The organism is Oxobacter pfennigii (genome assembly GCF_001317355.1).
GTDB lineage: Bacteria > Bacillota > Clostridia > Clostridiales > Oxobacteraceae > Oxobacter > Oxobacter pfennigii.
This window is the reverse complement of sequence record NZ_LKET01000068.1, coordinates 331,722-345,924: the sequence shown is the minus strand read 5'-3', so window position 1 is coordinate 345,924 and position 14,203 is coordinate 331,722. Positions and strand designations below refer to the sequence as shown.

General features: G+C 40.9%; 16 protein-coding genes and 1 pseudogene. 14 read left to right on the top strand and 3 right to left on the bottom strand.

Annotation, left to right across the window (positions count from 1 at the left end; translation table 11 throughout):
• Window positions 1–99: 99 nt before the first annotated feature.
• From OXPF_RS21070 to OXPF_RS21015, 14 genes and pseudogenes are all read left to right on the top strand, one after another.
• Window positions 100–1,158 (top strand): hypothetical protein, encoded by a 1,059-nt coding sequence (locus OXPF_RS21070; protein WP_054877176.1) that lies wholly within the window; start codon window positions 100–102, stop codon window positions 1,156–1,158.
• Window positions 1,159–1,176: 18 nt separating this feature from the next.
• Window positions 1,177–1,641: a VOC family protein gene (locus tag OXPF_RS21065; RefSeq protein WP_054877175.1), complete on the top strand. Its 465-nt coding sequence runs from the start codon at window positions 1,177–1,179 to the stop codon at window positions 1,639–1,641.
• 2 nt (window positions 1,642–1,643) lie between these two features.
• A complete protein-coding gene (locus tag OXPF_RS21060; RefSeq protein ID WP_054877174.1) occupies window positions 1,644–2,162 on the top strand; it encodes a methyltransferase family protein in 519 nt (172 codons plus the stop codon).
• 210 nt (window positions 2,163–2,372) lie between these two features.
• Window positions 2,373–2,717 carry a PadR family transcriptional regulator gene (locus OXPF_RS21055; protein ID WP_054877173.1) on the top strand — a complete coding sequence of 115 codons (345 nt, stop codon included), beginning with the start codon at window positions 2,373–2,375 and terminating at the stop codon, window positions 2,715–2,717.
• Complete coding sequence (locus OXPF_RS21050; RefSeq protein ID WP_054877172.1) at window positions 2,698–4,101, top strand: DUF2812 domain-containing protein; 1,404 nt, start codon at window positions 2,698–2,700, stop codon at window positions 4,099–4,101. The genes OXPF_RS21055 and OXPF_RS21050 overlap by 20 nt, the downstream gene beginning before the upstream one ends.
• A 100-nt stretch (window positions 4,102–4,201) precedes the next feature.
• On the top strand, window positions 4,202–4,828 hold the full coding sequence (locus tag OXPF_RS21045) for a flavodoxin family protein (protein ID WP_054877171.1): 627 nt from the start codon (window positions 4,202–4,204) through the stop codon (window positions 4,826–4,828).
• Window positions 4,829–5,478: 650 nt separating this feature from the next.
• The gene (locus OXPF_RS21040) at window positions 5,479–6,849 is read left to right on the top strand and encodes an aldehyde dehydrogenase (RefSeq protein WP_054877170.1); all 1,371 of its coding nucleotides are present in this window, start codon (window positions 5,479–5,481) and stop codon (window positions 6,847–6,849) included.
• A 59-nt stretch (window positions 6,850–6,908) separates the two neighbouring features.
• Window positions 6,909–7,796: a DegV family protein gene (locus tag OXPF_RS21035; RefSeq protein WP_054877169.1), complete on the top strand. Its 888-nt coding sequence runs from the start codon at window positions 6,909–6,911 to the stop codon at window positions 7,794–7,796.
• An 88-nt stretch (window positions 7,797–7,884) separates the two neighbouring features.
• Window positions 7,885–8,406, top strand: coding sequence for an RNA polymerase sigma factor (locus OXPF_RS21030; protein ID WP_054877168.1), 522 nt, complete (start codon window positions 7,885–7,887; stop codon window positions 8,404–8,406).
• Window positions 8,403–9,347, top strand: coding sequence for a hypothetical protein (locus OXPF_RS21025; RefSeq protein WP_054877167.1), 945 nt, complete (start codon window positions 8,403–8,405; stop codon window positions 9,345–9,347). The genes OXPF_RS21030 and OXPF_RS21025 overlap by 4 nt, the downstream gene beginning before the upstream one ends.
• Before the next feature lie 257 nt (window positions 9,348–9,604).
• Window positions 9,605–10,063, top strand: coding sequence for a catalase (locus OXPF_RS23465; RefSeq protein ID WP_054877166.1), 459 nt, complete (start codon window positions 9,605–9,607; stop codon window positions 10,061–10,063).
• A gap of 5 nt (window positions 10,064–10,068) precedes the next feature.
• The gene (locus OXPF_RS23460; RefSeq protein WP_278308419.1) at window positions 10,069–10,179 is read left to right on the top strand and encodes a hypothetical protein; all 111 of its coding nucleotides are present in this window, start codon (window positions 10,069–10,071) and stop codon (window positions 10,177–10,179) included.
• 52 nt (window positions 10,180–10,231) lie between these two features.
• Window positions 10,232–10,336, top strand: a pseudogene (locus tag OXPF_RS23700) (winged helix-turn-helix transcriptional regulator); the annotation flags it as partial.
• A gap of 515 nt (window positions 10,337–10,851) precedes the next feature.
• On the top strand, window positions 10,852–11,727 hold the full coding sequence (locus OXPF_RS21015; protein WP_054877165.1) for a bifunctional 5,10-methylenetetrahydrofolate dehydrogenase/5,10-methenyltetrahydrofolate cyclohydrolase: 876 nt from the start codon (window positions 10,852–10,854) through the stop codon (window positions 11,725–11,727).
• A 115-nt stretch (window positions 11,728–11,842) separates the two neighbouring features.
• Here OXPF_RS21015 and OXPF_RS21010 read toward each other — a convergent pair whose 3' ends face one another.
• The 3 genes from OXPF_RS21010 to OXPF_RS21000 all read right to left on the bottom strand — a co-directional run bounded on the left by OXPF_RS21010 (window position 11,843) and on the right by OXPF_RS21000 (window position 14,150).
• Complete coding sequence (locus OXPF_RS21010; protein WP_054877164.1) at window positions 11,843–12,388, bottom strand: ECF transporter S component; 546 nt, start codon at window positions 12,386–12,388, stop codon at window positions 11,843–11,845.
• A gap of 261 nt (window positions 12,389–12,649) precedes the next feature.
• Window positions 12,650–13,504 (bottom strand): arylamine N-acetyltransferase family protein, encoded by an 855-nt coding sequence (locus OXPF_RS21005; protein WP_054877163.1) that lies wholly within the window; start codon window positions 13,502–13,504, stop codon window positions 12,650–12,652.
• 97 nt (window positions 13,505–13,601) lie between these two features.
• Window positions 13,602–14,150 carry a signal peptidase II gene (locus OXPF_RS21000; protein WP_054877162.1) on the bottom strand — a complete coding sequence of 183 codons (549 nt, stop codon included), beginning with the start codon at window positions 14,148–14,150 and terminating at the stop codon, window positions 13,602–13,604.
• Window positions 14,151–14,203 lie beyond the last annotated feature (53 nt).

The window sequence follows — 14,203 nt, the reverse complement described above, 5'->3', positions numbered from 1 at the left end:
CTTATGCCAGCAGGAAACCATTGGCGGCATATATTCTGTTTCAGCATGTACTTATGAGATAAAATACCCTTGAAACTTATAGCTTTACGGAGGTTTATCATGAATTTTGAACTTTTACAAGCTGCTATGCCCGCGTTCGACGAACTTAGGATCATTAATAAAAGTATTGTTAAAGAGGGGTCTGCAATCCAGATTGCAGGTTTGATACGCCAGGGAAAGACACTTAAATTGTATGCCTTACAGTTTGACGAACAGGTTTATGAGGCAGAACTTCTGGCGGAGGAACAGGAACTTTCCAAACCTTCACGAAAGAAGTCCCTTACCAACCGCCAGAAAATCTGTAATGTAAACAAAGTTGAATATGGGATACCAATGACATGCATACAATCGATTAACATCGGGACACAGGAATTCAAAATCTCCTGTATTTCTTCTTACCGCCTTAATGATAACGATTTTAAACCTGTTTTCTTGATCGCGGAATTTATAAAAAACGGCCTTAAACCTTGCAGCAGACTTGCATTAAGAGATTTTTCCCATCTTATTTTTGCTGAAATAGAATTAGAAGGGGAATATGAGAATATACCTTTTGGGAATCAAATGGGCGGCGTCATGCTGCGCTTTGGAAATAACCATATCCGGCAATACCCGGTTGGAAAAAGGATGCGTCTTAATACAGGCAGGAATTATTCCCGTTCCTTTCAATTTAAGGATAAGCAGTCGGAAAGAATTCACCGCTTTTATATTCACCGCGTCTATCTGATGGATATATGGGAGGAAATAGAGAGGAGCTTTTCAGACCCCCGCCATCTCGAGAGAATGAGCGAGGTGGATTTGCTTAAGATGAAAAAAAGCTTCTTTGAACAGCTTGAAGTTATATGCCCAAGAGGAATGTATTTTCCCGTCATCGAATATGAAGCAGAGGATGATATTTCTTTTGAATTCCATACCGTTGAATATCTCAACAGCCGGCACGAGATTTTATCAAAAAACGGTTCCATCGGAATAATCATTACACCGGACCAACCCATAGGAAGGCATGGCATGAAGCTTAAATCAGCCGTAATTCAAAGCCCCGTTTCAAAGGAAACAGAAATGTTGTATGTTGAACTTTTGCGGTATAATCAGATTATAAAGCACGAGGATTTAATATTTTAAAATGTGAGGGATATTTGTATGAAATATGTGTGTACATTGATTGCCGTAAAAGATATAGAGCAATCAAAGAAATTTTACCATGATTTGCTGGGCCAGGAGGTCATCGAAGATTTGGGTGCAAATGTGACGCTGACAGGAGGCTTTGCACTGCAGACTTCGAAAAGCTGGCAGGGGTTTATTCACAAGAAAGAGAGCGAAATTGCATATGGAAACAACGATGCGGAACTGTATTTTGAAGAAGATGACATAGACGGCTTTATGGATAAGCTGAACAGTTTTGAAGTTGAATATGTGCACCCGCTAAAAGAACATTCATGGGGCCAGTGCGTTGTGCGTTTCTATGATCCGGACAAACACATTATTGAGGTTGGAGAAAATATGGCAGTCGTTGTAAAAAGATTTATTGACGGGGGCCTGACAGTTGAACAAACTGCCCTTCGTATGGATGTCCCCGTAGATTATGTGAAAGCGTTGCTGGCGTAAAAATGAATGCATTTTTGACAGTAATACCACTTATACTTATAAGGTTCGGGCTTTTAAGCATATTAGACAAAAAAGCGTTAAAACGTGCGGCTTTCTTCGCTCCATTGATTGGAAAAGAAAAGGCGGCATACTGGTTTTATCAGGTTTCAAACATTCTGATTTTTGTATATGTGTGCTTACTCAAGATTACGACTAATCCGTATTGGTTTTATGCAGGTTTGGTGATATATGGATTAGGAGTCTTATTGTGTCTTGTGTCCGTATCAAATTTTGCAAAACCTGACGATAATGGTATCAATCTTAAAGGACTCTACCGGGTTTCCCGCAATCCGATGTATGTGGCATATTTTATTTATTTTTTAGGTTGTGTGCTGCTTACTCAGTCGTTGATACTGCTTGCAATACTATTAGTATTTCAGGTATCAGCGCATTGGATTATCCTATCGGAAGAAAGATGGTGCGTAAAGAAATTTGGGGAAGAGTACATAAATTATATGAATAAAGTAAGGCGTTATATCTAAAGATTAATAAGTATATTTTCCAATAAGAAAAATTCAATAAATTTCAATTAAACGGGCAGTTTTGAACTGCAGATTATTACTATCAAATAAAGAGCCTATCCACAGAGAAAAGTTCTATGGATACTTTTTTCTTGACATTAACGATATTCGATAATATACTGTAAATAGAATTAACGATATTCGATAATAATTGAAAGGGGAGCACCGGATGTGGCAAGAGAAAAGTTTCAAACGTTGACGGAGCAGATGTTTTACATCCTTCTCTGTTTACAATCGGAATGCTATGGCATGGACATTATGGAAAAGGTCCGCACCATGACCGCTGGACGGGTATCCGTCGGTCCCGGTACTCTCTATAATCTTCTGGAGAGTTTTTTGAAAGCCGGCATGATTTGCGAAACGAAGGTCGAAGGCCGCAGGCGCAGTTATTTGATTACCGGAACAGGTATGCAGGCCCTTGAGGAGGAATATAAGCGGTTGATGACACTGACGGCCGACTACCGGCAATATTCGGCAAGTAAAGGAGGCAGCTCTGATGAAAGCGATAAAGCGTAGATTTGAACAGTTCCTGTTCTATGACTATACAAGTATTGAAACCCATCTGGCGGAAATGGCCGCTAAGGGTTGGCAGCTAAAAAAAATCACCCCATTTTATTGGGAGTACCGCAGAACAGAGCCACAGAAGATTACCTATGCCGTTACTTACTTCTCCGAAGCTTCGGAATTCAACCCTTATCCTACGGAGAATCAGCAGACTTTCCATGAATACTGCAAGGAAGCTGGCTGGAATCTAATAACAGAGTGGGCGCAGATGCAGATATTCTGTACGGAACAGGAAAATCCAACGCCTATTGAAACAGACGAATTAGTTAAACTCAAAGCAATCCACCGGGCCATGAAAAAAAACTTCCTGCCCAGCAGTGCGTTGCTGCTGCTCTTGTCCCTGTTTCAGATTATTTTGCAGTTATACACAGTTAAAGATAATCCGGTTTACCTGCTGTCAAACGGCACGGCTCTTTTCACGGCGGCAACCTGGAATATCCTTGCTGTCTATATACTGGTAAACTTAACCGGTTATATATTCTGGTATCGAAAGTCCATGAAATCGGTTGATATGGGAGAAGCCTGCATTAAGAGCAGCAGCGGCTATAAGAAAATATCGCATTTTTTGCTGTTCTTGGAAGGAATACTAATAGCCTTGGCCGCATTTCACATATTATCACAACGCTCTGGTTGGATGATAATTTTAGGGATAGTAAATATAACAGTTTTAATTGCCTTGGTGCTCGCAATCAAGAATGCTCTTAAGCGGGTGAAGGCTTCAAGACAGGTCAATCTAACCGTTACGATGGTTTCCTGCGTGGTTTTGTCCTTGCTTCTGACCGGCGCCATGGCTTGGGGCATTTTCAGGGGAGTGAATGCCGGCTGGTTTGGCAATCAACCGGATGAAACCTATACCACCATACAACCGAATGGCAGCACCTGGACCTGGGATATTTTCCATGATTCGCTGCCTTTGAAGGTTGAGGATTTACAGTATGTGGATTATGACCGCTACTCCTACGAATGGACGGCAAGAGAATCTTTTATTCTGGCTCAGTTTGATGCACGGCAAAACTCTTTTCCCGATGACCGGTATGCTCCCGAATTGAAATATGAGATTGTAAAGGTTAAGCTGCCTGCATTGTTTAACCTCTGCCTGAATGATTATTTAGACCAATATCACTATGAAAAGGACGTCCCCCAAGAAGATAAAAGGTACTTCAAGAAGACGGATGACCCCACGTGGCAGGCTGATGCAGTTTATCAGCTATATCAGCAAAATGAGGGACTGGATGAATACATCCTCTGTTGGAGCAACCGGATTGTTTACATCGATTTTGATGAAATTCCAACAGCAGAGCAAATTGACATTGCAGCTGAAAAATTGAGCAAATAATTGTATAGGCAGTCACCGGTGAAGGCTGTGGCTGCTTTACAGAAATTTATCAAACAAATATAATGAAAAGTATAAATTTATATTTTGAGGGGTGAATTTAATGAAGGTTTTACTTATCAACGGAAGTCCCAATGCCAAAGGCTCCACATATACGGCATTAAGCGAGGTGGCTTCGGCCCTTAACAAAGAAAGCATAGAAACTGAAATTTTCCACGTGGGGAAGGAGCCCATCCGCGGATGCATGGCCTGTCGCAGCTGTAAAACAACCAATTCCGGAAGGTGTATATTCAGCGATGACACAGTAAACATAGCTTTAGAAAAAGCAGAAGAAGCAGACGCATTTGTATTTGGTTCCCCTGTTCACTACGCAGGAGCATCGGGAATGATAACATCATTTTTAGACAGGCTGTTCTTTGCCGGCACATCCTTTGCATATAAACCGGGAGCTGCAATTGTGTGCTGCCGCCGCGGCGGTGCAACCGCAGCTTTTGAGCAATTGAACAAATACTTTACCATTTCCCAGATGCCAGTTGTATCCTCGCAATACTGGAACATGGTCCATGGAAATAATCCCGAGGAAGTTAAGCAGGATTTGGAAGGCATGCAGACCATGAGAACTCTGGGCAAAAACATGGCCTGGCTTTTAAAATGCATAGAGGCAGGTAAAAGTGCGGGAGTTGCACTTCCTGAAAAAGAACCCAGGGCCGTTACGAATTTCATAAGATAAATTTTCCCTTGATGTTTATAAAATTTTTAAGAAAAAAAGTAAATTTATATTTGTAAACACAGTGTCATCAAGGGCTAATATCAAACTGTTTCACGTGAAACAGTTATTGGAATTTTTGTAAATAGACAACAAAATTAAGGCTGTCCGGAAATCCGGACAGCTTTGAATTTTATATGAAATATCATGCTGTTAAGGAAAACAATAACTAATTTAATTGGTGAAAATATCACAGGGATTAATAAGAATATATTATTTATTGTTATAAACGGCAATTCATTATTCCGAACATCGGTCTGGTTATTTTTATCATATTAATAGCAAAATTAATAGTATTATTAAATAAAAAGTATTATTTGAGTGATTATTACAAATGGTAGGCCTCTTTTCTAAGAGTGTGCAGGGTATACAATCTGTCCCATTGCCCCCTTTTTAGCCTTATTATTCAAAAAATGTTTGGAGATGACAATATACCTATTGGAAAAATAGTTAAAATGATATTAGAGGCTAAGTAATTTCTTCACAATTAAATTATTTGACAATATCTCTTTCCTTATTGGTTGGTTGACTTACTTACCGATAACACAGATGTATATGGCTCTGGAGATTTGGAAAATTATTTTTAAATGGTGAGATTTTAGGAGGCAATTATTATGTACGATGTCAAGAAAACAATAGAAAAGCAGAGGGATTTTTTTGATACAGGAAAAACAAAAGATGTTAGCTTCCGTATTGCCAAGCTTAATTTGCTGCGTGACACAATCAAGAAATATGAAGGTGATATCATAGCTGCATTGAAATTTGACCTAAATAAAGCTCCCTTTGAAGCCTATGAAACAGAAGTCGGGATTGTATTGGAAGAAATCAGATATACAATCAAGCATATTTCAAATTGGGCAAGACCAAAACGTATCAAAACGCCAGTTATACATTTTCTTTCATCAAGCTACATATACAGAGAGCCTTACGGTTCTGTCTTAATTATGTCTCCATGGAACTACCCGTTCCAGCTAGCAGTGGTGCCATTGATCGGTGCAATAGCAGCAGGAAATTGCAGTATTGTAAAGCCCTCGGAGTATTCATTCCGCACATCTGAGATTATTGAAAAAATCATAAGTGAGATTTTCGACGAATCATTTGTTGCGGTTGTGCGCGGCGGCAGAGAAGCCAATAAAAGGCTTTTGGACGAAAAGTTCGATTATATCTTTTTTACCGGCAGTCCGCAAGCCGGAAAAATTGTCATGGAATCGGCTTCAAAGCACCTTACTCCGGTTACTTTGGAGCTGGGAGGGAAAAGCCCCTGTATTGTTGATGAAACCGCAAATGTTAAACTTGCCGCAAAAAGGATTGTTTGGGGGAAATTCTTAAACGCAGGCCAAACTTGTGTGGCTCCGGATTATCTTCTTGTACACCGAAGTGTGAAAGATGAACTTATCAGCGAAATGAAAAACTGCATTAAGGTTTTTTACGGAAATAATCCGGCAGCAAATGACGATTACCCCAAAATCATCAATCAAAAGCACTTTGAGAGGCTTTCAGGATTGATGAAAAGCGGGCGTGTTGTTACAGGAGGGCAGTCAAATGAAAAAACAAGACAAATAGCGCCCACAATCCTTGAGGGGATCACATGGGAAAGTGATGTGATGCAGGAAGAGATTTTCGGCCCGCTGCTTCCAATAATGGAATTTGAAGATCTGAATGATGCGCTGGATATGGTAAACAGGCATCCCAAGCCACTTGCCTTTTATTTCTTTACCACAAGCAAGAAAAACGAAGTGCATGCAATAAGAAGGGCTTCTTTTGGCGGCGGCTGCATTAACGACACGATTATCCACCTGTCAAATTCCAACCTGCCCTTCGGAGGTGTTGGAGAAAGCGGTATGGGGCAATATCACGGAAAAGGGAGCTATGACACCTTTACACACAAAAAAAGCATTATAAAAAAATCAAACCTTCTGGATGTCCCTCTTAGGTATCCGCCATTTAGAAATCATCTGGGCTTGCTGAAAAAGATTATGGGGTAGACCCGGTATGAGAATCATAGGTAAACAATGAACGACTACATAAAAAAGGAGGATTAAAAATGTCAAATTATATGCTTACATGCTGTTCCACTGCCGACATGCCCAAGGCCTATTTTGAAAAACGCGGCATACCCTATGTATGCTTCCGTTATTTCATGGATGGAAAAGAATATTTCGATGATCTTGGGCAGAGTATGAGTTTCAAGGATTTTTACGACCGCATTGCTGCCGGAGCGATGCCTGTAACATCGCAGGTAAATGCAGACCAGTTTGTTTCATTCTTTGAACCCTTTCTTCTAGAAGGGATGGACATTTTGCATGTTACGCTTTCTACGGGGCTTTCCGGCGTCTATAATTCCGCCTGCATCGCTCAGGCAGAGCTTATGAATAAATATCCCCGGCGTAAAATTGTTATTATTGACAGCCTCGGTGCTTCAAGCGGCTATGGATTACTAATGGATATGGCGGCAGATTTGCGCGACGCCGGCGCTTCAATGGAGGAAGTATGCACATGGCTGGAAGAAAACAAACTTAATATACATCATTGGTTTTTTTCTACTGACCTTTCTCACTATAAAAGAGGAGGGCGTATTTCTGCCAGTGCTGCTATGGTCGGCACCATTTTGGATATTTGTCCTCTGATGAATATGAGCTTTGACGGTAAGCTGATAAGCCGCGAAAAAATCAGGGGTAAAAAGCGAGTAATTAAAGAAATCGTGCAGAAAATGCGTGAACACGCCGCAAAAGGTTTGAATTATGACGGCAAGTGTTTTATTTCAAACTCCGCTTGCTTTGAAGATGCGCGCAGGGTGGCAGACCTTGTGGAGGGCTCATTCCCAAATCTGTCCGCCCCTGTAATGATTAACAGTGTAGGAACGGTAATAGGGAGCCACACCGGACCTGGTACAGTCGCATTGTTCTTTGTTGGAGATAAACGAACCGACTAATATGGCATTCGCCACAAAATAAAATTTTTTAATCCACCAATAAAATCGCACTCTTAATGCGTCATAGTAGGTGAAAGGGGGCGAAGGAGTGACCAATGAAGAATTACAAATAAAACTTGCCGCTTTGAGCAACGGTGACAAAACAGCCTTTGAAGAAATCTACAAACATCTTAATAAACCGATGTATACGATTATCCTGCGTATCACACAGGACAAAGCGTTATCAGAGGACATTTTGCAGGAGGTTTTTATCAAACTGTATAAGTCACCACCAAAGCCTCCGATCAGAAAACCTCGCGCTTATATATTCCAGATAGTTCGCAATCTGGCAATTGACAGTGTGAGAAAACGACCGCAGTTTGCTGATCTTAAGAGTATAGAGGACATTGTATACCTCCCGACAGACGATTTTTCACAGAAAATGGATATTGACCATGCTATGAAAACCCTGCCTTTGCAGGAATGTCAAATTGTGTCCTTGCGCATTAACGGCCAATTGAAATTTCGGGAAATAGCCGGTATGATGGACATTCCGTTGGGAACGGTTCTCTGGAAGTATCAAAAAGCAGTAGGGCGGTTACGCTCTATTTTATCTGGAGGTGCGATATGAAAAGATTTATAATAATTTTGATGACACTTGCATGCAGCCTGTCTGTGTCTGTTAATGCATTTGCCGCAAGTAAAGCTCCCGTACAGGCACAGGATGGAATCCTTTATATTGACAAGGCTCCAAAAGCAGATACTCCCGTTTCGGATGATATGCCTGCATATTTAAATGCTCCTGATAAAGGCACATACAGAGAGGAGCCGGGGAATAATGAATCCTCCCGTCTACCTGATGGAAAATATTCAAATATTGTAGAATTATTTGAATACTGGGAGCAAAAGGGATATCCTGATTATGTCGGAGGTGTAGTAAGCACCGACGGCAGCATGAACAATCTAACGGTTCTGCTTGTAAATGACGATGGTACCAAAGAAGAACAGATACGTGCCTTGCTTGCTGACCATTCAGGAGTGTCATTTGGCACAGCGGCATACTCTCACAACGCGATGAAAGCAGTCAGTGAGGAAATTACGGCAAATTATATGGGAAGCGGTAATAAGGTATACAGCGTAGGTATAGGCTGGACTTCGGCAGATGGAAAAGTTACCGGCTTCGGTGAAAGTAGAAAAGAATCAAGAGTAGTCGTATCCGTAGACGAGAGCGTTTTAACGGAATATAAAAATAAATTTTACAAGCTTTACGGAGATATGGTTGTAGTAGAAGCAGGCGGCGCTCCGATATTACTGGATGACAGCACAGCCGCCAACAACCTATGGCTGTCGCCGTTGCTTATTTCCATGATAGTAATTGCCGGAGCCGGCATACTGTTTTACAATCGGATTCGCCTTATTCCGGCTATTCAAACAGCAAAAGGCACCGTTGTTACGCAATCAGCTGCTGTAAGCACAAAAGAAACCATAGCAGCCATTAAAGATAGCGAAATCTCCCCAAGCGACGAAGTATTCAAATCGATTTTAAGCAAGATTGAGGAACACAACGCTTAATAGCTCTTCTTCTCAAAGGAAATGCATAAACCGCCTAAAGGGCGGTTTTTCATTTTATAATAAAATATAGAGGTATATTCTAAATTCAAAGCTGCTGTTTATTCTTTAAAAGAGGAGACCGCGGGGGCGTTCCCCCTGATAATAAAACCTGATGCGCGGTTTATGGAAGATTAGAACATGCGTAACAGTAATGATGATTTTGAATACACTGTATTATATGATTATCGTGCTTTTTGCACGATTTGGAGGGTTTATAAGTGGATAATAATAACGGATGGTTTCGATTAGAGCAAGAGAAAGCACGGCGCGAGGAAGGTGGACAAAATGAACAGATCAAGCGCAATCAATATCAACCACCCTTTTCGGGTGCTTATAGGAACGGCAAGCCAATGGCTGCCGAAACACCCCGTTCAAACGCAACGCCCGCAAAAACAGGGGGCTCGGATGTATCCCATTCGCAGACGGTGGGTGTACGGGGGGGGCCTGTCCTTATGCAGGACACCGCTCTGCATGAGACTTTAGAGACATTTGTATTCTCCACCACGCTGCCACGGCGCATTCATACAAAAGGATATGGTGCTTTTGGACATTTTCGTACCACTCACTCGATGAAGGAATATACCAAAGCTGGATTTTTGCAAACATCCGGTCAACAGGTGCCGGTGGCGGTGCGCTACTCCCTGCGTCAAGCAATCAGGGAACGCCGGACACCTTGAGAAATGTGCGCGGGTTCAGTACCAGGTTTTATACCGACGAAGGAATCTTCGCAGGGCAAATACTATCCAAGCATTTGGCAGGTTCCTTGGAAGCGGTAAACATTTCAAAATTTTAACGTCTACCATTCTTGTAATCTGGCTCCTGCCCAATAGCGCTCAATGAAATAAAAATATATTAAGAGTATTTCTTTTAAGACGCTCAGCACCGCGCTAAAAGAGCTGGAAAGCGATGGTTTGATCCATCGCAAGGAGTATCCGCAAATTCCCCTAAAGTGGAGCATTCACCGGAGAAAGTTGCTTCGATTGACAAGAGGTATCCGAGTTTATGGGTACAAAATATGCAGAAATCATCTATCCTTTTGGTTATACCTGGACGATTAACTAAATTATTCAGGAAGTCTCTTATGAAGAGCGCTATCAATTTTATGTGGAGAAACATGAGAGTGCAGAAAAGTAGGGTTTTTCTCGTATGCAGCCGAAGCTCTCAAATTTTATAGTGAGAACAACAAGTAGAACTGGCTTGCTAATATCGGCATTTGCACATTGATCTTTTATGGGTTTAATAGTGCGGACTGGAGAGTCCCCAGCAAAAGTATAGATGAAAAGCAGTTTATTATACTCTTCCTTTAATAAAAATCTGCATTTTTTGAGATTCAAGTCACAGAATTATAAGCAGCTGTTATGATAGTATGTACTCAAAGAAGCATTTCCGGTATATTTATTTAAATTTCCAGAAAGCTTGCAGCATGCTGTAGGGGGTATTTATACCGGGTTTAGGAGGAGTTAATATGGAAAAGTATTTATTTAAAGATGATATTAATAGCATGGAATTAATAAATTGCAAAGAGATTGCACATTCAATAGAGGAAGAAACAATAGAGAAGATTAAGAAGCTGAAACAAGAAGGAGTTACACCCACTCTGGCTATAGTAAAAATAGGTGATGATGAAGGCAATATCTCCTATCAAAAAAGCATCACCAAAAAGTGTAAGTCCATGGGTATAGGATACAGGCTTTATGAGATTAGCAATGATGAAAAGAATGCATCGGATAAATATTTAAGCCTGATTGATTCTTTAAACGGGGATGAAAGCATCCATGGAATAATGGTTTTAATACCTAAAGGTTCAGCTGCCGATGCCATTACCCGTATCAATCCAATAAAGGATGTTGACAATATAACAGGCAAAGGCCATATGTATCCATGTACGGCAGAAGCGGTAATTGCTATCCTTGACTATATAAATGTAAACCTGGAGGGAAAAGATGTTGCCATAATGGGCAAAAGCAACAAGGTAGGCAAGCCTGTTGCGGAAATGATGATGGACAGGGATGCCACTGTAACCGTATGCCATGCAAAAACCGCCGACACACCGGGAAAAACAAGGCAGGCAGACATTCTTGTTGTTGCTATAGGAGTGCCCAAATTTGTAACACAGGAATATGTAAAAGAGGGAGCTATTGTTATAGATGTAGGTATAAATCTTGACGAGAATGGCAGGCTATGCGGTGATGTAAACCTTGACAGCATAAAAGAAAAAGCAGGGGCATGCACCCCGGCAGTAAACGGCGTAGGAGCAGTAACAACTGCCATGCTGATGAAAAGCATATATTTATGTGCTTACAAACAAACCATGGGGGAAATAATATTCCATGCTGCATAGTAGTGAAATTGTACTTATTGAATTTTTGGACTCCCCAATTTTGAGGAGTCCAAAAATTTTGATTTGAAAAGGTTTTGTAGTTCACAGAAACCTTTTTTGTAACCAGAACCGGCTGCTACCTTTTCAAATTAAAATTCAGCTTTGTTTTTCTTAAGGCCAGTATAAATGGGATGGCAACAAGGGCGCTTACCGTTCCCTGTACTATGTTCCCCGGGAGGTTAAAGACTGCTGCTGTGAATCCAAAGGATTCATTGGCAAATAGCAATCCTCCTATTTTAAATTCAAATATAAAATATCCCAGGACCATCCATGCAGCGGATATGATTACGGCAGGAATCATGGACTTTATAGTGGCCTCCTTATCCTTTCTGTTTGCAATAAGTGCGCATAAAAACCCTTCCAGTCCTTTTATTACAAATGTGGCCGGCGCGTACACAGAGTAGCCTAAGAGCAAATCAGCCATAGCAGAGCCTATGCCTCCGGCAAGCATACCAGCCCTTTTGCCAAGGAGCACAGCGGTTATGAATATAACTATATCGCCGAAGTTTACGTATCCGCCCTTTACAGAAGGTACCTTTATTATCATGGTACATAGTGTTACCATGGCTATACATAATGCCGTATAAACCATAAAAGTTAGTTTTTTATTTGATTGATTCATTTACAAGTACTCCTTTGCAGTAAATTGTATCGATACAATTAATTTATTTTTTATAATGGCCATATATAGATGACAATATATAATAGCAGGTTCTATGTGTTTGTCAAGGAATTTTTATATATAGATGAAGAATCAATAATATTAAAGGCCTATACCGGTTTTATTTGGTATAGGCCTTTAATATTAATTAATGCTGGCTGCCTTGAAGCACTTATTCATAATGCCGTCCTATTCTTAAAATTTTTACTATGCCGTCTTCTTCTAAAACCATTCTCTCGGGAAGTCGGTACTGAATGAAAGCTTAGGCACTATCATGTTGAATTCCTGGGTAAGTATCTCATAGAGCCTTTTGTTGGTGGTTATTTCTTCTTCTAATATTTTCTTGTCCGCCTTTCGCCTGAAGATCTTGTTGTCTATTACTATGCTGCCGGCCTCAGTCCTCAATCTCACCACTCGCCTCTTTAGGAAGGGTGACTCCGGGTTGGTGGAGGTATTATAATTGGGGCCTATGAAGTCTAAAAGCGTATGGGGCTTTTTGTAGACTGTGTAGAAGTCAGACTCTGTCCCGTCGTCAAAGTGTTTTACAAGGGTCATGTCTCCATAGAAGCCGCCGTCATGATGCCTTATGGAGAACTTGTATCCTAAGATATCCTGTATTCCCGGACTGCTCAGACTAACAGGCCCCTCGGCGCAGCCGGCTCCATATCCTACATCGCAGAGGTACTGATCATTTCCGATGGTTACAATGGTAGTCCTGTGTGACATTGGGCCGGCCACATCTTTGCCGAAAAGAAGCCTCCCGGAAAGAGGATAGCAGTCATAACCGAGGGCCTCCAATATTCCCATGAAGAATCCGTTTATCTCGTAGCAATATCCGCCCCTCCTGTAAAGTACGAATTTTTCAAACAGGTGCGGGAGCGCAAAGTCGACCTTACGTTTGTAGTCGTAGATGTCAAGGTTCTCATAGGGCACATGTGTTATGTGTGCATACATAAGTTTTTGAAGATTGCCGACATCCGGCGAATAGTCTCCTTTCGGATCAAGGCCTATGCGCTCAAAGGCCATGCCGATGTCCGGCATCGGGGCAAAGTATTCCGGCATTGAAGCTTTAAGCATACAAATCCTCCCTTTAATTTGCTGAAGCTGATTATATGATTATCAGTTTTTATTGAAAATAGTAATGGAGCAATTCGTCAGCACCCGATAATAGTTACTATCCTATGGGCGATGAAGGCATACCATTTTTTATCCAGAGGCAGAGTCCCGTTTGCTTGCGTTCTGCTTTGCTCATTTTACTGTATGCTTTTATGAGATAGTTCCCGGTATAAAAAAGTACAAAGCCTGAGGCGATGTTCAAATAGACATCCTTGAAATCAAAGGTGAACAAATCAAATAGCCGCAAAAAATCCAGGCTGCCACCCCAAAACGCTACATCAATAAACGAACACATTATACCTGCAATAAAAAATATCAACATTCCATTTAACAGCTTCTTTCCTTGATTCCAGAGATATGAGAGATAGCGGTAAGAAAAGGTAATTATGGCTAAGGAAAAAATCTGAATAACAATCATAAGCAAGGCAGGTGTTTTATAATCAATTATGCTGGCAATCCACGTTAAATTGATGTTTTGAACAGGGCGGAAAAATAGAATACCTGGAAGTAAAACTGCATCAGCATTTATATAATAATGTGCAATAAACAATTTGATTGCCTGATCTATTACAATTAGAACAAGAGAGAAAACAAAAGGCTTTTTCATATTTACCTTCCTTTTTTGAAGTAAATCAGAAATATATAATTTGTGAAGCAAGG